The sequence below is a fragment of the Lewinellaceae bacterium genome, from assembly GCA_020636135.1.
Classification (GTDB): Bacteria; Bacteroidota; Bacteroidia; order Chitinophagales; family Saprospiraceae; genus JAGQXC01.
Map to the genome: position 1 here is coordinate 1 of JACJYK010000006.1, position 20626 is coordinate 20626.

The 20626-nt window shown below is 48.4% G+C and carries 11 protein-coding genes and 1 pseudogene; 1 reads left to right on the forward strand and 11 read right to left on the reverse strand.

Features of this window, described 5'->3' with window-relative positions:
- From H6570_22540 to H6570_22565, 6 genes are all read right to left on the reverse strand, one after another.
- Nucleotides 1-1860 (reverse strand): hypothetical protein (locus H6570_22540; protein MCB9322072.1); only part of this gene is annotated, 1860 nt, incomplete at its 3' end.
- Nucleotides 1861-2846: 986 nt separating this feature from the next.
- Nucleotides 2847-7721, reverse strand: a complete 4875-nt coding sequence (locus H6570_22545; protein MCB9322073.1) for a T9SS type A sorting domain-containing protein — start codon at nucleotides 7719-7721, stop codon at nucleotides 2847-2849.
- Between the two features lie 1658 nt (nucleotides 7722-9379).
- On the reverse strand, nucleotides 9380-9652 hold the full coding sequence (locus H6570_22550) for an HU family DNA-binding protein (protein ID MCB9322074.1): 273 nt from the start codon (nucleotides 9650-9652) through the stop codon (nucleotides 9380-9382).
- 162 nt (nucleotides 9653-9814) lie between these two features.
- The gene (locus H6570_22555; protein ID MCB9322075.1) at nucleotides 9815-11023 is read right to left on the reverse strand and encodes an ABC transporter permease; all 1209 of its coding nucleotides are present in this window, start codon (nucleotides 11021-11023) and stop codon (nucleotides 9815-9817) included.
- Nucleotides 11020-12384, reverse strand: coding sequence for an ABC transporter permease (locus H6570_22560; protein MCB9322076.1), 1365 nt, complete (start codon nucleotides 12382-12384; stop codon nucleotides 11020-11022). The genes H6570_22555 and H6570_22560 overlap by 4 nt, the downstream gene beginning before the upstream one ends.
- A 9-nt stretch (nucleotides 12385-12393) precedes the next feature.
- Nucleotides 12394-14163, reverse strand: a complete 1770-nt coding sequence (locus H6570_22565) for a hypothetical protein (GenBank protein MCB9322077.1) — start codon at nucleotides 14161-14163, stop codon at nucleotides 12394-12396.
- Nucleotides 14164-14244: 81 nt separating this feature from the next.
- On the opposite strand from H6570_22565, the gene H6570_22570 reads away from it, so the two are divergent.
- Nucleotides 14245-15153: a TIGR01777 family protein gene (locus H6570_22570; GenBank protein ID MCB9322078.1), complete on the forward strand. Its 909-nt coding sequence runs from the start codon at nucleotides 14245-14247 to the stop codon at nucleotides 15151-15153.
- Here the strand turns inward: H6570_22570 and H6570_22575 are convergent.
- The 5 genes and pseudogenes from H6570_22575 to H6570_22595 all read right to left on the reverse strand — a co-directional run bounded on the left by H6570_22575 (nucleotide 15150) and on the right by H6570_22595 (nucleotide 20219).
- A complete protein-coding gene (locus H6570_22575) occupies nucleotides 15150-15584 on the reverse strand; it encodes a phosphoheptose isomerase (protein ID MCB9322079.1) in 435 nt (144 codons plus the stop codon). The two genes, H6570_22570 and H6570_22575, sit on opposite strands and share 4 nt — an antisense overlap.
- A 615-nt stretch (nucleotides 15585-16199) precedes the next feature.
- Nucleotides 16200-17144, reverse strand: coding sequence for an endo alpha-1,4 polygalactosaminidase (locus H6570_22580; GenBank protein MCB9322080.1), 945 nt, complete (start codon nucleotides 17142-17144; stop codon nucleotides 16200-16202).
- A gap of 200 nt (nucleotides 17145-17344) precedes the next feature.
- Nucleotides 17345-18265: an SMP-30/gluconolactonase/LRE family protein gene (locus tag H6570_22585; protein ID MCB9322081.1), complete on the reverse strand. Its 921-nt coding sequence runs from the start codon at nucleotides 18263-18265 to the stop codon at nucleotides 17345-17347.
- A gap of 39 nt (nucleotides 18266-18304) precedes the next feature.
- Nucleotides 18305-18850 (reverse strand): annotated as a pseudogene (locus tag H6570_22590) (cell filamentation protein Fic).
- A gap of 7 nt (nucleotides 18851-18857) precedes the next feature.
- Nucleotides 18858-20219, reverse strand: a complete 1362-nt coding sequence (locus tag H6570_22595; GenBank protein MCB9322082.1) for a Gfo/Idh/MocA family oxidoreductase — start codon at nucleotides 20217-20219, stop codon at nucleotides 18858-18860.
- Nucleotides 20220-20626 lie beyond the last annotated feature (407 nt).

A 20626-nucleotide genomic window follows, 5' to 3' on the forward strand; every position in this document is an offset into this window, starting at 1 on the left:
GCTGTCGATCGTTTCCTTGCGCACGAATAACGTATCACGACATTCATTGAAATTGCCCCAAATGTCAGTTGCTCTAATACGCCTAGCCATATAACCGATGAATTCTCGGTCATCACACCCTAGGTCTATCCATTCTTTTTCGAGGATATTAATTTTAGTGGCATCGTAAAAACAATTATCAGCCGCCACGGTGAAGTCGGCACGTTCAGAGAGGTCCAGGCAGCTGATGGTATCATTTTCACAAAGAATTTGGGGTGGATATTTATCTTCTACATTAATGTAACCCCAGCAACTGTTTCCTGAGCCTGGATCGGTAACCCGATAAACCAGCCGCTGACCAATCTGATCCAGACCAATGGTGCTGCCAAGTGGCGTACCCCATTGGTCGGTAAGGCTAACGGTGAATCCATTGCTACACCCCAAAGAAACATTGGTCATGACATCCAGGGCGCGTACCGGTCTACTACAGTCCCCATCTAGAGAAATGTTTACCTGATCATGACAGGATTCCACCCGGCAGGTACAATCACAGCTGTTGAAATATAGATTATCAAGGATCAGGCCGAGACCAAATTGTCCACCATTCAACAACGGATCGATACCACTAACCCGAAAGGTGAGTTTAGCAATTTTATTGCATCCGGTACGATCGGAGATACCCAGGTATCCTGCACTTATGTTAAGACTGGTCAATGGTCCTCCCGCGGGAAGATTTAGGATTTCAACAGTTCCATCCATCATGGTTAAAACCGCTTCGAGAACCAGTCCTTCGTGTCCTAAAAGATTTAACGCAGTCAATATATAATCAGCGCCTACCGAGGTGACCGGTTCATCAAACGTCAGACAAATCAGATCTTCGCCGGATGCTCCGAAATTAAATGTATCCGGCTGAATACGGATCACATTGCTACCAATATTCAGAATCTCAATGTTGCCTGCAGCCACACCGCTTTCCACCAGCGAGACCGAAAACCCATTGCCCGTAAAGCCTCCATTGTACAATCCCGGTGTATAACTTTCAAAATCTTCCAATACTTCTGAAGATATGCCACTGACGGAATCGACACAGGCAGAAACAGCGGAATTAATAAAATCGGTCGGATCGTCAAAAATCGCCAAAAGACCTTCCCCATAACAAATGGAAACCATGCCGTTTCCACTTTGAATATTTTCCAATGTAAATCCATTGTCTACACCCCCAAGGAATGAAGAACCACCGCCGCCAGTGTTTCCGGAACCGCCACCGAAATAACCGCCGCCACCACCTGAGCATCCTGCTGTGGAACCTTCTCCGCCTTGTCCCAGGCCCCCTGCGCTACAGCCAGAACCTCCGGATCCTCCAACAACCTGTGTACCTCCACCGCCATTTGCACCTACTCCATTCAAACCACCGCCGGCGCCGCCATAACCACCACCTCCGGCGGCCACTAATACCCGGTCATTCAAGGTCGTTCCACCTACCCGAACATCAGAAGCACCGCCTCCGCTGGCCCGGTTCCGTAAAGCTACAACTCCTGATGTAGCCCGAGTTGCCTGGCCTCCCCCGTTAAATCCGCCGGCAACATTGGTGTTAACTGCAGATGTTACTGTCCCTGTGCCTCCTACATAGATGTACAAGATCTGACCAGGTGTGACGGAAATCAACCCAGTGGCATAACCTCCCCGGCCACCAGGGACAAGCGCTCCACCCCCACCCTGGGCTCCCCAGGCTTTGATGAGGACAGTACTGACCCCATTTGGAACAATCCAGGTTTGGGATGACCCCGTGAAATTAAAGTCTACCGACTGGACCTGTGCCTGAACAGTAGATGATAAAAAAGTAAGAACTAACAGTGCGGCAAAGTGTAAAATCCGGCGCATACATTTGGTATTTGAGCGTTTTTCTAAAGATGAAAAGATCGGCTGGAACCGATTCGTTGTGTACAAGGTGGAAGCAGGAAGTAAAATTGTCAACCCGATGAGTTAATGGGATAGCATTGACACGATTGTATAACCGTCTCATTTGATCCAATAAGCAGGTGCATAACCTGATCGTTAGCATACTCCCGGCTTCCTGAAATGTTGGTTCGTCATCAAGAAACCGATGCAAAATAATAAAAAAACTTTGATAGAAATGAAATTACATAATACATTTTAACTTACTATGTAAAAGATTGTATTCCAGAAGGCTTTACATAACATGATTTTATATGCTAAAAAACGATGATTTTGATTGGTCTTAACAACTAATTATATTTCAAACAGTTACATATGAAGAAAAAGCTATTTGTGACAACCACTAAAGCCTATTTGATACATATTTATTCTTTAATCTATATAAATTGCTGTTGTTGTTTTATTTAAATATACCATTAGGTAATTATAAGAATAATTCGCTGTGTTTTCGGTGCGTTTGGATTCGGTTCACTAAGATCATCGACAAGGGGGTGTTATGGTAAGTTGGTTTACAGTGCGTCTGATAAAAAAGCAGTTACCCCAACCAGGATAACTGCAATTTTTTTTACTATCGGATGTGCGTCTTACTGACGATCTCTGTGAGCTCTGACAGTATTCTTTTATTCAATCCGTACCATCCGTTTATTTATAACACCTTGATTGGTTTCCAACTGGTAGTACTGACGAGCACTATCGTGTTGTCAGCATCGGTTAATCCACCTTCACCATGCTACTGACGAATGCTGGCGCATTGTCAGCATCCCTTTTAATTCACCTTCACCATGCGTCTGTTCAGTACGCCTTTTGGGGTTTCTACTGACGCTTCCTTCGGTCGGTCAGCACCGGTCAGCATCGGTTAATTCACCTTGACCATCCTACTGACGAATGCTGGCGCATTGTCAGCATCCCTTTTAATCCACCTTTACCATACGTTTATTCAATACCCCTCTTTCCGTTTCCAGTTGGTAAAATAACACACCTTTCACTTCCGGGATGCTGCCAGCTTCCAGCGTGATCAAATGATTACCGCTTGAATAACTACCGGTCACCCGGTAGAGCTCCTTACCTGTCACATCCATCACCTTCAGGGTGGCTGTCATGGATTCTGGCAACCAGAAGCCGATCTTCGTCTCCCCGCTGAATGGGTTCGGCGTGTTCTGATAGAGTTCTGGGGTCCTTATCCCTTCTCCTTTTACCTTTTGTCCCGGTGATGCTACTCCGGAGCCTGACTCCGTCAACGGACTGCTGTCCTGGCAGGCATTACCGGTGTTGTCCTGCAGTAGTAGCGTCGTGGTGCAGAAGTCCTTGTTGCCTGATTCGTCGATGACCCAGATCTCCACTTCAATCTCCTGTGAACGACCATCCGGGATGTCCGCACAGGTGAATGTTATGCTTGGTGTCTCGCCGTCTTCTGTGAAGCTCAGGATCAGGTTGTCGGCTGTCGTACAGTTGTCGTAGCTGCCGGCATCAAAGTCCGTAGCCCAGACCTCCACTTCGCCGGATGGACTCATCACCACTGTAGCGATGCCATGGTAGCAATAGGGTGTAGGGTTCTTGCAGTCTCTTATCGTAAATGTCGTATAACAGCTGTCCTCATTGCCACAACGATCCTTACCCACCAGCCAGACACCATAGGTACCTACCGCCAGTTCTGCTGTTAATTCATGACCTTGTCCATAAGCGACTGGAGTGGTCTCATCGGCCAATACCGTGTAGCGGTACTGGATCTCCTCTTCAGCAGCACAGTTGTCCGTGCCAGAGGCTAGCAACTCATACTGTACCGTCGCTGCATCGCAGTTGTTGTCCAGGATGCAGGTCTCTTCCAGCTCATTGCATACAATCACCGGTGCTTCATCGTCCACCACCTTGATCACCTGCAGGTACGTCATATAACCATCACCGTCATCCTTCAGGTTCCGGTGGATGCAGCATCTGCTGTCATTCGCTACCAACCGGTCATCGACGATCACATCCGGATAGCGGCTGTGCAGGTCCGGTGAATAAACACACCAGTCAATCAGCTTCCAGGTACGCAGGATCTTATAGCAGCCTTCCGTCACATCGTAACGCTCATCCGAGTACGTCACCCCGATCAGCTCACAGTCGTCGTCGCTGATCTCCGGATAACCTGCTCCCGTACGGTCTGCCGCCAAGCTGCCCGGGTCGGTGCAGTTCACCACCACATCTGCCGGGAAGATCACCTCAAAGTCGGAGCGTGGCTTCACATACAGCGTCTGCGTGTCGTACGCGGTGTTACCACATTTGTCGGTGGCCGTCACCGTCTTGGTCAGCGTCCCTACCCCACATTCGTTCAGGCTGCCACTGTATTCCACTTCCGTTTCCGGCGCCCAGCAGTTGTCCGTAATCACCCAGTCTTCAGCCGTCTCGTCAAAGTAACTTTGCGGATCCGGGTGTCCACCGTCCGGGTTGTCGTATTTATCCAGCATCAGCCACAAGCGGCAGTAGATGGGCTGCCAGTTGTGATCGTGGTACCAGTAGCTGTATTCATCGCAGTTCACGCCGCCGGCATAACTGTATTCCCCACAGACCGATCCACCGTAATAGCCGAAGTCTCCGCCATCCCAGGGGATCTCCACACAACATACTGGCCCTTCAGCAATGTCTCCGGATGTATTTGTTCCCTCCGGGTACACGTCCGGACTAGAACAATAAGTCTGTAAGGCATCTTCTCCTTCACACACATCATGCGTAAATGAAGCGCCATGACCTTTAACTGTGGCGGTCTTCGTACCTCCTGCATAGGTTTTCGTTAGCTCCCACCAGTAGGGCACCCCATCGCAGTAAACCGTCACATCCTCAGGAGCTACGACCACCGGTGGTGTCTTGTCATCCTTGCGTACTTCGATCATACAGTCGCTGTACAGGTGCGGGAAGTGCCACCGCTTGTTGTCTCCCAGGGAAATGGTGGTATTCACCTCATTGAGGTAAGGGTTATACACCCGGTTGATCCATTCCGGCTCTGCGGTGGTGGGATTGAATTCGTAATCACATATCGAAGACGGATAGGTACCATGCTCATTAAACAGATCAAATATCGGTCGCATGCCTCTTGTATTACCCAATGGAAAACATATTTCGGCATGCAGCGGGAAGTCCCACAAAAATTCTTCCGGTATTTGCAGTCCAATTAATGAACTGGTGGATGCTGGATTGGTACTGATGATGGACGAGGACAATCCACAGGTTAGACCTGCTCTCGGATCGCCATAATGGATGTAATCATTTAACCGGTAAAGATACCAGGCAGCAAATTTATACGACAAATTGTACCAATACCATTCGTGCTCACCACCATAAAATGTATGGGGATCATACACCGGCAAATCGCAGGCTTCATAAACCCGTAGGATCAGTTGTTCGTTACCACATTCAGTCACATCAATGTAATCGTCAAACACAAAAACATTGATCCATTCTTCAATGGTCTGTTGAATGAGATCGTAATAGTGATGATAATCGTATGAATCCAGGCAGGAAACATAATAATCCTCCCAATACTGCCGCCAATAATTCACTGAATCCATATTTGCTACTGCAAAATGCAACTGGTCACAGCAATTATCATGGCTGCCATCGTCCAGGTCCTTCGCATAGATCCGGGCCCAGCATTTCTCCGGATCAAGGGTCACCTGGGTGATCTCATCACACACCGGTGTCGGTGGCGTGTTGTCGTAGACGCTGATGCCCTGCAGCAACAAGGTTTCGTTCCAGCACCGGTCACGGATGTGGTACAACACATTATGCCAGCCGTCAGGGAGATAGACATGGGCCGTCTCCCCTTCCGCGATGTTTCCGGATTCCAGCAACACCTTTCCCGGATGGGTCGGATCTACGTATTCAATCTCATAGTAGACATCCAGCACATCATCGCAATCTTTCAAGACCCAGGCCCGTGGATCTGGTAGAATAACCGTCGCTTTGCAGTCGTGGGGATCCACCTCCGCTTTCAACACTTCACAGGCTACCAGGGCGCCCTTCTCACGGGCAAGGCGATTCAAGGATGCAGGCACTTCTTCACAGCTCGTGCCTCCATGATCATCGATCGGGTTGAGGTATGCTTCTTTTATCACCGGCGCCTCGGTATCCGTAATCTTAAACCACTGGACACAGGTCGTATCGGTTTGTCCACACCAATCATAGATGTGCCAGGTCCGGCGGATTTTATAGGAGCGACCACAGGTCGGTACGACATGGTCCTCGTAATCGAAGACGATCTGACATTTGCCCGTATTGGTGAAGTCAGGACCTGCATCGGTTTTGACCGGAATTAGATACCCGGGGGCCTGGCCTGACTGAGTGCTCTTCAGATAAGGAGCCGGGAAATAACCATCTCCTTTTGTTGGCCATGGATGCGCATAACCCTGAGCATCCAGATAGGTATCACCGTTCTTGCCCGTATTCCATAATAACTCTACAGTCTTGCCATTGCGGACCACTTCGGTTGTGCATTCGATCAGGGTATCCGGTCCGCAAACCAGGCTGTCGATCGTCTCTTTGCGTACAAAGAGCGTATCGCGGCATTCGGCGTAGTTGCCCCAAACGTCGGTGGCTCTAACTTTCCGTGCCAGGTAACCGATGAACTCGCGGTCATCGCAACCCAGATCCGTCCACTGCTTCTCCAGAATATCCGTCGTAGTCGGGAACGGCTGGCACAGATCCGTGATCACGACCAGGTCTTCCCGCTCACTCATCTGCAGGCAGCTGATCGTATCGTTCTGACAATAAATTTGTGGGCCCAGTTTGTCTTCCAGTTTCAATGTCCCCCAGCATTTGCCACCCGACTGGATGTCTTCCACCACATAGGTCAGGGTCTGACCGACGTGCTCGTAAGTCAGGGTAGCTCCCGGGATGGGTGTCAGTGATCCCGGTATAAACACCTCGCAGTTGTAGCGGTCGATACAACCGGCGCTACCTGTCAGCAGCACATCACGAGCGGTGATCACACGCTGGCAGTCACTGCTCAGGCTGATGTTCACATGATCCTGGCACGCCAGGCCTGCCGCCGCTCGTTTTGCCGTGGATTGTAGGGACTGTGACTGCCCATTCTCAAGTACCGTAATGGAAAAAGAGCAGGTATCGTTCTTTAGAGGCCCAGTGCTCGCAACAAAGGTATTGACGGTGGTTCCTATTGGGAATGGACTGCCTGAGGTCAGACCTTCAATTTGTGTGAGGTTAAACATACAATCACTCGTAACCATCGGATCAGGATAGGTCACTGAAGCATCGCAGGCAAATGGTTCGGTAGCCACAATTATGTCCATTGGACATGTTATCATTGGTGTGTCACAACCAACGGAAAAATCAAATGTATAAGTGTTTGAAAATGGTACTGGGCAGTTGTCATCAGCTACCCAAAGCGTAAAAAATCGATTGAGATTCAGATCGGCGCCGACTGGGGTAAAACAAAATACTCCCGTATAATTTAAGAAGGGCCCCACCGGCAATGGAGGTGTAAAAGTTCCGGTCGGAATACCATTATTGTAAACCACCGTAATCATGTCGGTGTCGGGATCGCTGATCGTGATATTCATGCAGACTTGTTGGTTAACGGTAGCAGGCATGGGGTTAGGACCTGGGGTAGCTGCCACAGGAGTGTTATTATTGGCATTACATGCCACAACTGCAATCTGCAGATCCCTAGTTACCTCACCAATCTTAACCCCGGCACGGAATTCTTCCACTTTAATGCAAACGACACCAACCTGGTATCCAACGGGAACAAAATAGAACTCTCCTGTAATGGAATTGATGGAATCTCCAGGCATTGTTACTAACGGGTGAGTTGGGCTATATCCAGGGTTATAATTGACATCCAAATTGTTATCAGTCTTGCAGGCCACCAGAGAAAATTTCAATACATCACCATCCGGATCAATTGCGCCAAGGTTGTAATAGTTTGGTAACCCGTCACAAGCAGTTGGTGGAGCCTGATTGGTGAATTGAGGAGAACTGTTTACGATATTCGGATCAAGAATCGCCGAGAATGCATATCCTTGAATGTCTGCACCTGAAGTAATTGCGTTGTTGCGACAGCAGCTAGAATTTGATAATGTGTAAAACTCTCCGGCAGGCAGAGGAGCAAAGCTGATGGTGTCTCGGTATAGTATCTCCTCCGTGCCATTAACGGAGTTACCTCCACTACACAAGCTCTGTTCGCCAGGACACAAAATTGTTATCTCCGTTTTTGATATTTGGGGCAACGTTCTGAAGGTCATCCCATTTGATGAAGAAATACTTATGATTGAGTTAAACACTTCGGCCCCACTACAATCCCGATAAATTTTTAGCGTAACCATATAGGCATTGCCAGACACATACTCATACGTAATGGAACCACCCTGAAAGTGCGTGGCAAAGGCGGTTGATAAGGAAAGGAAGAAAAAGAACAACAAAAGCAAAGAGGTTCCTAAACCGCGAAATTTCTTGATGTTGCCATTTAGTCCATGTGGGTTAAGACATTTTTTAGGTTGCATCGGGTTGTTCAATTGATTCATCGTCTTGGATTATTTTTCAAATTGATCCTGAAATCAGGAATGGAAATTGGCTCAACCATTTGACCTTCTTTGCAAACCAGAATTGTGGATGTTGATTTCATTTGCATTTCCTCCTCTGTCAGGTTGGAATTCCCCAGAGCTTACCACTCGAAATACATGTGAAAATCAAGTGTTTTCCACCCAGTCAAATCAGGTAAAATGGTGACTGCCAAATACTTCGATAAAAAGTGGACTTGTTAAAGTTTCGGAGCAGCGTTTAGGCCGTTGGAAATTAGTAGTATTAAAACAAATTCCTAACAGTAAGCTCGTTCTAAAGCCTATTGTTATCATACTCTTTGGTTTTTCGAAATTATACATCAGAACTTGCATCCTGATCAGAAAATCAATCTGTTAAGCAGCGTTTAAGTTAAGTGATTTTGGCAAACTTTTAAAATTTATCTATATATGTATTATTAATACATATTGCCTTTAATTTCAGATACTTTAAAGCTCCGTTCTTCAATACTCTTAAAACCCGCATTATCGGCAAGTCATTTCAATCGAAATAAATCCTTCAATGCTAATTGTAACCAGTCAAACGGCACAGCTCCTCTTCCTTAACATCCATCACCCGCAAGGTGGCTGTCAAGCTCTCCGTTAACCAGAATCCAATCTTCGTCTCTCCAATGAACGGGTTCGGTGTGTTCCGATAGAGTTCTGGCGTTTTCCTCCCATCACCTTTTACCCCTAGTAGTCAATCCAGTTCCCCACTCAATCAATAGAATGCCCTCCTGGCACGCATTCCAACTGTTATCTGGTAGCAATAAGGCCTTCGGACAGTCCGTCTTTGTTGCCGGCCTCATCGATCACCCTATTAACAAAAAAGCAGCCACCCCGCTACGGGATGACTGCTTTGCTATATCTTTTTAAAAATCGGTTTCTCGGGCCAATTAATTCAAAGAATCAGCTAAGGCTTTTCCTGCTTTGAAGCGAACATTCTTCTTGGCAGCAATTTTGATCACTTTACCGGTTTGTGGGTTTCTACCTTCACGGGCACCACGCTCGGAAACAGAGAACGTTCCAAAGCCAACCAAAGAAACCTTTCCACCAGCTTTCAATGTGGACTCAACTCCACCAATAACTGCATTCAAAGCATCAGATGCTTGAGCTTTGGTAATTCCTGCAGCTTCTGCAATGTGATCGATCAAATCTCCTTTGTTCATGATCTTAGGATTTTAATGATTAAATGTTAAAACGGCCGCAAAGTTAATCGGCTATTCAAATTTTCGCAACTATCATCTTGCAAAAAAGCGTTAAAAAACCAGCAAAATCAAGGGTTTCAGCGTTTTGACCTCCATTTTAACGGTCTGGCATCATCGATTATTTCACGAGTTGTATCGTGCTAACCAACGGTCGCCCAACACATTACACACGTACACCACCATAAAGAGAGCAAGGCCGGGGAAAAACGTGAGCCACCATGCAGGAAAGTAATTTCTTCCCACATTCATCATGGTACCCCACGTCACCTGATCCAATCCCAGCCCTAAACCCAGGAATGACAGGGCACTTTCCACCGCCACGGCAGCGCCTACTCCAAAGGCCGCATTGACAATAACCGGTGGCCATACGTTGGGCAAAGCATGTTTGATCAGGATCTTTCCGTCAGATAACCCCAGCAGCCGAACCGACTCCATGAAAGGCAAATGCCGGATACGAAGCACCTCAGCCCGGACGTATTGTCCGATTAGGGGCCAGCGAAACAACCCGATCAGCAAGGCCAGGGACCAAATCCCGTTATTTTTAAACAATGGCAATACCGCCATTACCACGACCAGTCCGGGCAAGGACTTGAACCATCCGATCACGGCCAGAAATAACCGGTCAAAGGGTATCACCATTTTTTCCCGGAGATAAGGCACCCGCCGGAATCCACTATACAATAAGAGGCCCGCAGCAATAAACAGGGCCCACCAGGAGCAAAAGACCAGGAAGGACACCGTGTGGTGAGTCCGGCCTATATTCAAGATCAAAGCAAATACGACCAGAAGTCCTCCGGCGACAACGGAAGCCCGGGAAACAGAAGACCGGTCATTGCCATAATATCCTGCAAGCAAGCCAAAGAACAATCCAAGGATTACCGAAAGCGCCGTAGCCAGCATGCCTACCCACCAGGCGGTGCGAGCTCCATATAGCAAGCCAGCCAGAGCATCCCGACCCAGCTGGTCGGTGCCCAGCCAATGCCGGTAATACCACGATGCGGATTCTTGCACCCCAAAGGGTGAACGGTAATTACTGTTAGCGGCATCCAGGGTTTCGGCCCGGTACGGAACCAGGGGCCCGATCAGTACCTGGTAATCCTGAGGCAGTTCATGTAGCCGGTAACGTAGATAATCCTCATGCCGGGCTATGCCCCTATCAACGCCCCACTGGTGGAAGACCGGAAAATAGATTTGCCCCTGATAGCGAACCATCAGCCCGCGTTCATTGGCGATGAAAGGAACCAGTAGGGCTATGCTAAACCACCCTCCGAGGATCCACCGTACCCATCGCGGATACTTCCTTAGCCACTGTTCTTTATTCGTACTTTTCATGCAAACCCGGATTGACGGACCCGGGGATCCACAAGTGCGTAAATCAAATCTGCCAAAAGTATTCCGAATAAAGTGACCATCCCGATCAGTAAGGTGGTGTAAAATAACACCGGCCAGTCCTTGGTCAGGATACTATCCAGTAATAACCTGCCCATGCCGGGAATATTGCAGATAAATTCCAGCGTCACCGATCCGGCGATAGCAGCCGGGAGCAATGTCCCGATCAGGGTTATGACCGGAAATAAGGCGTTGGGAAGCACATATTTCCAGATGCGCTGGTTCCTGGGCATACCCCAGACCTGCGCTGTGACCAGGTAGGGTGCGGACAGTTGCTGCTCAACCGATTTCTCCATCTGGCGGGTCAGATAAGCCAGTGACGTGATGACCAGGGTGCATACCGGGATGAACAATTGCCCCAGACTTTGGAATAAACGATCTGCAAAAGAAGCAGAAGCATATCCGTACTGAACCCCGATGGACGGCAACCAATCCATGCCGTAAGTGTCGGAGGTAAATAACACCACCAGCAAAGTCGCCAGCCAGAAGACCGGCATTGCATAACCGGCATACAGCAAAAAGCGAATTACCCGTGAGGCTCGCCTGGAGGCAAACGCAGCAAGGTACACACCCAACGGAACCGCGATAAGCAACGCAAGTAGGATGGCAATTCCATTGATGGATAGCGTCCAACGCAATGCCTCGGTGATCTTCCTGGTCACGGGACGTCCATCATGCATGGAGCGCCCGAAATCGCCGGTCCACAATCCTTGTACCCAGTGGTGAAACTGGTTTCCGGCGCCGTGCCAACGGAGTGTGATTCCCAACCAGCGTGAGGACAGCAGAAGGGTATGGATCTGCTGGATCTGATCTTCAATTTTGGGGGAGACATGCAAAGAGTCCGGCAAGTGATCCAGGGTGTTGAGGACCTGATTCAAATCCCTTTCCCGTAGTGCGTTCCGCGCTACCGTGATTAACGCAGGATCCGAAACGGATTGAGCCAATTCCTCCAGACTTTGCCACCAGGACTCAACCATACCGGCATCACCCAGTTGCTGATACCAGGATTTCCAGATGGCCCTTTGCCGGTGATCGGGTATACGGAGAAAGGCTTCCGGCAGGCCTGTGGGCACGACCGAAAAATAAAAATAAGGTTGGTCCATTCCATACCGACTGGCCATGGTTGCATAACGTTCAGCATAGATCCGGGGATTAAAGCTTCCTTCCTGATCGCGCCGGGCGCCCCCCGCCAGATCTTCGATGGGATCGCCGGGTAACCATTGATACAATGCAAACAGCGCACCTGCCAGCACCAGTAAGGTGGTCAGCATGCCCATGAGCCGGATAAAAATGAACCGGACCACGCCAGTCATTTATTGATGTTGCGGGATAATAGCCGGTTCCCAGATACCTGGCTTTACCACGGATGGGCGTACTTCATAATCTTTCCGGTGGATAAAAAGCACCTCCGGGATAACGAGGAAGATCACCGGCTGTTCTTTATACAATTCTGCCTGAAAACTCTGATACTCTTCGATCAGCTCCTGGGGATTTTCCTCATGGCGTAAGGAGTCAATGATGGCATCCGATTCAGGATCCACAAACCCAATCACATTCCCGGTATTATCCCGGAAACTCTGGGAATGCCAGGACTGATAAGGGTCATAAATGCCTACGGAAGGACTGTTGGACATTGTTGCCATCACAAAGTCGCCGGTCCCCAGGCGTTGCCGCAGGGTTGCGTTGTCGGCGATCGGGTCCAGCTCGATGCGGACACCGACTTTGGCGGCATTTTCCTGCAGGATCAGTGCCACATTCTGCCCCAGCGACGAATTGGCGCTAACCATCACCGGCAACACGCACTCTACACGCCTTCCTTCAATTTCTTTGTCGACTGTCCCATCGTGATTACTGTCTGACCATCCTGCAGCACTCAAATGCTTCAACGCTTCGTTCAGGTCCAGGGGTATGGGCTTCAGATTTTGGTTGTAGTATGGACTTCCGGGCATGAACGGCCCCACTGTCCGCTGTGCCAGTCCATTCATCAGCGTGGAGATCACCCGGTCCACATCCATGGTATAGGCCAATGCTGTCCGGACTTCCGGGTCCCGCAGGATGGGGTGCTGGTTATTCATACCAATGTACATATAGACGCTGTTGGAAGCATGCCCGAAGGTGAACTTGTCGGCTGCTCCCTGCTCCTGCTGCGTGGCGATGTAGTTGTCCGGACGGGCGATCATGGCAAGGTCGATACTTCCATCCTTTAGGGCGGTCAGGGCAACCTGTTCATCTGGTATGATCTGATAGATTATTTCCTGTGGAAAGGCGTCAAACAGAGCCTCCTGGGTTTTTATTTTGTTTCCCCACCAGCCGTCTACCCGTTTCAATGCCAGGTATTGCTTACTCTGCCAGTCCCCTAAGGTGTATGGACCACTGCCCACGATATTTTCCGGCACCATATCCAATAACTGGAACGCCTGATCCAATGCCTGAAAACTGGCATCCTGGCTGAGATCTATACCTGCTGATTCCGGGTCTTTTAATTGGCCCAGTGAATATTTGGATAATACATCCTCCGAATCGTAAACATGCCGGGGGATCAGGTTGAAATTTGATACCAGTTCCCTGGCCAGCATATAACCCGGCGACACCCATACGGTCAACTGTTTTGGATCGTCCGGATTGACACGGATATCCTGTAAATTGGCAAAAAAACTGGCAAAGCCACTCATGGCGCATGAAGGCAAAAAAGCAGCCTTGACGGAAAAAACATAGTCTTCAGCGGTAATGGGTTCGCCATCGCTCCAGCTTGCTTCCTGGCGGAGATTAAGCTCAAAGCGCTGGGAGCCCTTCCAGGGACCTTCAGCTTCGGTGACCGGCTCGGGCAGGGACTCCAGCAACAACGGCCGGTAAGTAAGATCAAACGGATCATACTCTGCCGCCGGCCAGAAAATATGACGGATTACCTGGGAGCCTACGACCGTTGAAGACATCATCGGCAACAGGCTCAGCGGTTCATCCTGGACCCGGATGGTAACGCGGAAGGACTCGGGAACGGAAGCATTTTCTGACTTGCGACAAGAAAACAGGCTAAAGAACAGGAAGAGTAGCGAACAAATCAGAACAGATTGCCTTTTATTCATCGGATATAGTTTATCTGGCGTCAACCTTACCAAAGGTAACGCGTATCGGGCGGCTTTATTCACGATTCGATATTAATTTATATGCAAAAAAAAGTTTTACTGGCGGGAGGTTCGGGATTGATAGGCCGTCAAATCAGGAAGGAATTGCAGGCCAAAGGATACCACGTATGTATTCTTTCCCGGGGAAAAAGCCAGCCCGGACAAGGCATTTATCATTGGGATCCGTTTCAAGGGATTATCGATCCGGAAGCGTTGTCCGGATGTTACGGGGTCATCAATCTGGCCGGTGCTGCCATGGTCCGCTGGCCGTGGACCACCTCTCGGAAGCAATTGCTGGTCGATAGCCGAGTCCGGTCTACGGCATTTTTGATAGACCAGATACTCCGTAGTAAACAGTACCCTGAAGTTTTTATCAATGGATCCGCCAGCGGCTATTATCCGGACCGAAATGATGAATGGCTGCGGGAAGATACCGCCCCGGATGATGATTTTTTAGGAAAGACCTGTGCGCTGTGGGAAGCTGCCTTAACGGACCGTGAACCACTTCCATTTCGTACCTGTATCGTACGCACCGGTTTGGTGACCAGTTACCGTGGAGGAATTTACCCCCTGATCACAATGAGCATGCATCTTAAGATTGCCGGGTATTTAGGGCGCGGTGAGATGTATTATTCCTGGATCCACATTGAGGATATGGCGCGACTGATGATTTTTTTATTGGAAAATAAGAACTCATCCGGATCCTATAACGGCACCAGTCCTCAGCCGCTTACCATGAAATCGTGGGTTCAGGCTATGGGCAGGCAGAAAAAAACCTGGATTACGATACGTATTCCGGCATGGATCATTCGGCTATTTACCGGCTCTTTTGCCGACATCTTACTTAAAGGGGGACGCCTGTCCGCGGACAAAATCCAAAGGGAAGGGTTCAAATTCCGGTGGACAGACTGGCCGGCAGCCATCAGGGATTTGGAATCAAGGAAGATCTAGTCGTGATCAAAAACCTCGATCTCTGCTACCTTGGTAACCAGATCGGTAAATTTCCCTTTGAAACGGGTGGCCCGTACGATGTGGTTATCGATCCAGTGGTAGTTGCCGCCACGGGGCTTATTCATCAGCAGATGATGGTATTTGAATCCGTATTCCTGCAGCCAAACCTGGGTGATGGCACGGTGTTCTTCCGTTCTGGAGGTAAAAAATGTAATGATATGACCTTCATCAAACCAGCGGTTGATCACCTCCAGTGCATCCGGGTACGGTGGCACTGTCCGCATGCGTTCCGGTTCTTCGTTAGGAACGTCATCGCAAATGGTCCCATCGATATCAATCAAAAAATTCTTTATTTCCGGGGGCAAGATGGGGCTTAATGCTTCTCCTTTTTCGTTGTATATCGGTTTCAGACTCTTGCTCTCTTGACTCATGATTCAATTTTGAGGGTGTAAAGATACAGATTTAGATGTTAGATGCCAGACTTTAGATTCTAGACTGATCTTACCACAATAATAACGTCTTCCGAAGATTAAAAGTTAATGGGGGGGAGGGTGTTTGGGTGTTGGGGTGTTTGATGTTTGATGTTTGATGTTTGGTGTTTGGGTGTTTGGTGTTTGGGTGTTTGATGTTTGATGTTTGATGTTTGGTGTTGGGGCGTCGTGGTGTCGTGGTGTCGTGGTATCACTGTGTATCAGCTCGCAAATCTGAAATCTGAAATCAATAATTTGAAATGTGAAATTCCCTCCCCGGAGGGGATCCAGGGGTGGGTAATACAGGGTATCGATGTTTGATTGTTTCTAGGTGTTTGATGTTTGGTGTTTGGTGTTTGGGCGTAACGGTGTTACGGTGTTTGATGTTTGGTGTTGGGTGTTTGGGTGTCACGGTGATATGGTATCAGGGTATCACGGTGTATTAGCTCGCAAATCTGAAATCTGAAATCAAATAATCTTAAATGTGCAAATTGTAATGGTATCAGGGTGTCATGGATTCTTTGTGTTGGGGTGTTACAGCGAAAGGCGAAAGGTGTTTCCCGAAAAGCGGTGTAGCTAATTGTGATACAGGAAATAATAAGCTTCCACATTGTCCAGATAGGCGCCATCAAATCCTGCATCGATGATGCGATCCAGATAAGCATCACCGTTGCCAAATAAGATTTCTTTCCAGGCTTCATTCCAGAACTCGACATAAATCTCATCCGGATAGCCTGGATAGTTTTTCTTCAACCAGGAAGGTTTGCCGCGTTTCCAGTCCGATTGCCAGTAATAACGATAGTTTTCCGCTGCTCCTATGTTTACGTAGGCCACCAATAGCCGTCGCCCCGCATTGGCCTTGAAACGGATTCTGGCCAGGTCCTCAGTGGTTAACGGAGCATCATTAAAAAAGAGGTCGATCAATACCAGATCATAATTGGTATTCGCGATGGCACTGAGCATATCATCCTTGGCGCTGAATGCATCTGTGCTGATCAGGTAAAGGAAATTGCGCGCGTCCTCCATCTCCAGGATATTCCGGGCGTTTTCATCTTCCAATGCCGAAGGAATGTACTGGTAATCGTAATTGTCACTGGTGCGGATGAAAGGTATAAATCCCAGCCCTTTATTTATCTGTAATGCTGCTGTATAGGCATTAGGATCATCAATGTATTCTGCGACAAAGACCGGTTTATGCTTCGCCAGCGATTTCGCTTCGCTTACCCGTTCCATATCTTCCATCCGGGACCCTTCGTAGTACAGTGACTCAATACCAAAAGCATCAACAGCGTCCAGATAATCCTGTTCCAACGCGCCATTGGGATCAAGATCAACAAATGCAAGCTCCATCCCATTTTGTGGAATGATGTTAAATCCGGGTTGCCTGTTTTTGGTATAAGCGCTGATCTCTTTCACCAGCGATTGCATTTCAGTGGCTGCCGCCGACTCCTGTTCTTCTTTGGAACACTGGACAAAAAGGATCAGTAAAAGGAGTAAATAATACTTGGTTTGGCAGGACATAACAGGTTGCAATTGGGTGGTGTGTATGTGTTTATGTGTTTATGTGTTTATTTGTTTATTTGTTAGTTGTATAGCTGTATATGCTTATATCGTCAAACGAGTGAAATGGTCATTGCATTTTATCGTTTTGCTCTGTATCCTTACCCTTTTGCGGGAAATTACAATCAACCGGATTTATTCTTGGACGTATTGCTATGCATCTACTGATGGTGCCAGCGCACGCCATGGACATTCATATCCAGGGTGTACAGAGACTTCATGGCCGTAATAAAAAGCGTCTTTTCCTTCTTCCCTCCAAAGGTCACATTCGCAGTCCATTGTTCAGGCACGCTGATGTGCAGGATCTGTTCGCCGGCCGGGTTAAACACGGTCACACCGTCTCCGGTGACGTAAACATTGCCCTGATTATCGAGCGTCATGCCATCGGAGCCCATCGGTGCAAAGGAACGACGGTTTTTCAGATCTCCGTTACGGTCAATGTCGTACACGTTAATTTTGCTACCCTGTATATCAGCCACATAAAGCTTCTTGCCATCCGGTGTGCCGATGATGCCATTCGGCCGCTGATAGTCAGCATCAACAACGCGGGGTTTGGCTGCATCCGGCGCCAGATAATAGACGCATTCCTGTTCGATCTCTTTCTCACTGTGATCCCAATAATCTCTTTTATAAAATGGATCGGTAAAATAGATGCCCCCTTTCGGATCGATCCAGAGGTCATTAGGCCCGTTGAGCAATTTACCCTCGTAACGATCGATCAACACCGACACCTGTTTTTGGGGATTGATCTTCCACAATTGATTGTGCTCATCGGCACAAGCCAGTAAATTGCCCTGGTCGTCGAAATACAATCCATTGGCCCGGCCGGATGGCTGCATCCACACCTCCAGCCCGTACTTTTTGCTCCATTTCAGGATCCGGTCATTGGGTTGGTCGGTAAAATAAACGTCACCTTTGCGGTCCACCGCCGGCCCTTCCGTGAAGGTATATTCCTGGGATGCGGGGGTCAGAGCAGCGCCCTGAGCTACCAGGTTGGTGGCGGTTCCAGTGATATCCTGGGCTTTTACATTTGTAATTGCAAAGAGGAACAATAAAAGATGTGTTTTATTTGAAATCTTCATATCTCCTAATTCTCTTCATAATAATATGAATAATCAATGGAGAAACTGGACCATTGCAAATTGAAATCCAGCCTTTGAGTTATTTTTTTGCCTGATTTGACCGGCAAAATCATACAATCCTCCGAATAAATATGCATGAATTTGTTGCAACCCTTTAGTCGTTCCTACTTCTAAGCTGTCAATAAAAGAACTTTCGAATAAGGCATAAGCCTTCGTTTTACTTTTTCCGTCTATTGTTTCATCGCTATAGGAAAACCATTCTATGAAACGGTTAGCCTTTTTACTAGGAAATTGCTTGCCCAAAGCAATAATCCCATCATAATCGAGCATATCAGATGACCTTTTCTTACCATCAGGTGCCGTCAATTTCAACTGGGTAGTGGCACTAACCACTTCACTGTTTTCTTTCTTCAATTTGGCTTTCAGATACTTCCAATAATTTCGGTTTTTTTTATAGTCGTTTTGATCATTTAGAACAGCTACAATATCCAATACCGAAAACCACCATTTGGCATTTTCTTCGTCCCAAACAGCACGTACTTCTCGGTCATCGAAAAATCGTATGGATATTTTAGAATTCAACATTCAACATTTAAAACGTGGGTCTCTCCCACCCTTCCCTATACTTCCGGGCCAGTCGCTCCGTCGCTTCCGCATCGCCGGGTATGGTCTTCGTCACCGGATCGTAAGACAGGGTACGCCCGCCGAGGTCCATGGACACATTGGCCAGGATGCAGCTGGCAGAAGAGATGTGCCCTTCCTCGATATCCGCAATGGGCCGGCTACCACCGGCGATGGCGCCCAGGAAATTGATCATTTGTCCGCGGGTCGCGGGAGCAGCATGCAACTCAATATCTTTCTCGGTCAGGTCCTCGGGATACTTCTCGCGTTCGAAGAGCACATCCTGGTGGATGGGTGTTTCATCGCGGCTCACCGGGACAAAATCGTATTTATAGGGGTCTCCCATCAGGGTGCCCTTTTCACCGTAGATCTTGAAGGCCCAGGGATATTCCGGATCCGCCGGAGTGCCCCAGGTACGGTGCGTCCATACACAGGTCAGCTCCGGATACTCAAACCAGGCTGTCTGGGTGTCGGAGATGGTCGACTTTCCTCCTTTCTGAACGTAGATACCTCCTGTGGAACGCACGCGGTCCGGCCAGCCCAGACCCAGCAACCAGCGAGTAGCGTCAAACATATGGACACACATGTCGCCGACGATGCCATTACCGTATTCAATGTAGGTGCGCCAACCACGATGGGGCAACCCCAGGAAGGGACGCATCGGAGCCGGACCGGTCCAGGTATCGTAATCGAAATAATCAGGCACCGGCTGTACCGGAGGATTGTCGTTGGAACGCATATGGTAGTAACAGCACAGTTCGACGTGCGAAATCTTGCCCAACATGCCGGCATCAACAATTTTTGCTTTGGCATCTACCAGGTGAGGGGTACTCCTGCGTTGCAACCCTACCTGCACCGTCCGTTTGTATTTGCGGGCTGCGGCGACCATGGCCTCACCTTCCAGGACATCCACACTGATTGGTTTTTGTACGTACACATGTGCTCCGGCTTTCATCGCCGCAATGGCAGTCAGGGCATGCCAGTGGTCGGGCGTACCGATCAGGACGATATCCAGCTCCTGTTCGGCCAGCATTTTGCGGTAATCGCGGTAACCCACCGGCTTTTTATGTGAAATTTGTCGCTGACTGATCAATTCATTGGCACCGTCCAGCATGTGCTGGTCGGCATCACAGATGGCTACCACCTCGACCGGCGACACCTGGATCAGGCGACACAGATCGCTTTTCCCATACCAGCCCGCACCGATCAGTCCCACCCGGTAATTCTTCTCCGGAAAGAGGGCATCCAGTCCGGAAAGGCCCAGCATGGATACGGCCAACGAAGCGGATGAAGTCTTGAGAAAGGCACGGCGGTTGATGTAGAACGGAGTCATGATAAAAAGGCTTTTTACCCAAGGTATCACTAAAAATACATTTTAAATGTATAGACAAAACGCCTTATTCCAAGCTCCTGGTACAGATGACTGGAACCTAGCTCGAGTAATCATGCCACCATCATCATCAAATCTGGAAGAATTTCAACATGTATAAAATTAGTGGGCAGCCTTTGTGAAATAGTTAAGGCTTCTCAATCAGGACGTCAAACTTACCATTGGTGATTTCGATAACATCATTTGAAGTATCATTTATGAGCCTTAAACTAAATGTTCCTTTTGCTCTTCCTCCGATTCGATAATCTATCGATTCAAGAGTTACCTTACTTTGGACATTGTTATCATCCAGTTTATAAAAGGACCGAAGCATATCAGCGGTATACTCTATATCTAATTCCTTAAAATCA

Coding starts and splice junctions, on each gene's coding strand:
- H6570_22545 (MCB9322073.1), bottom strand. CDS start 7,721: ATGCCTGGAGATTCCATCAATTCCATTACAGGAGAGTTCTATTTTGTT.
- H6570_22550 (MCB9322074.1), bottom strand. CDS start 9,652: ATGAACAAAGGAGATTTGATCGATCACATTGCAGAAGCTGCAGGAATT.
- H6570_22555 (MCB9322075.1), bottom strand. CDS start 11,023: ATGAAAAGTACGAATAAAGAACAGTGGCTAAGGAAGTATCCGCGATGG.
- H6570_22565 (MCB9322077.1), bottom strand. CDS start 14,163: ATGAATAAAAGGCAATCTGTTCTGATTTGTTCGCTACTCTTCCTGTTC.
- H6570_22570 (MCB9322078.1), top strand. CDS start 14,245: ATGCAAAAAAAAGTTTTACTGGCGGGAGGTTCGGGATTGATAGGCCGT.
- H6570_22575 (MCB9322079.1), bottom strand. CDS start 15,584: ATGAGTCAAGAGAGCAAGAGTCTGAAACCGATATACAACGAAAAAGGA.
- H6570_22580 (MCB9322080.1), bottom strand. CDS start 17,144: ATGTCCTGCCAAACCAAGTATTATTTACTCCTTTTACTGATCCTTTTT.
- H6570_22585 (MCB9322081.1), bottom strand. CDS start 18,265: ATGAAGATTTCAAATAAAACACATCTTTTATTGTTCCTCTTTGCAATT.
- H6570_22595 (MCB9322082.1), bottom strand. CDS start 20,219: ATGACTCCGTTCTACATCAACCGCCGTGCCTTTCTCAAGACTTCATCC.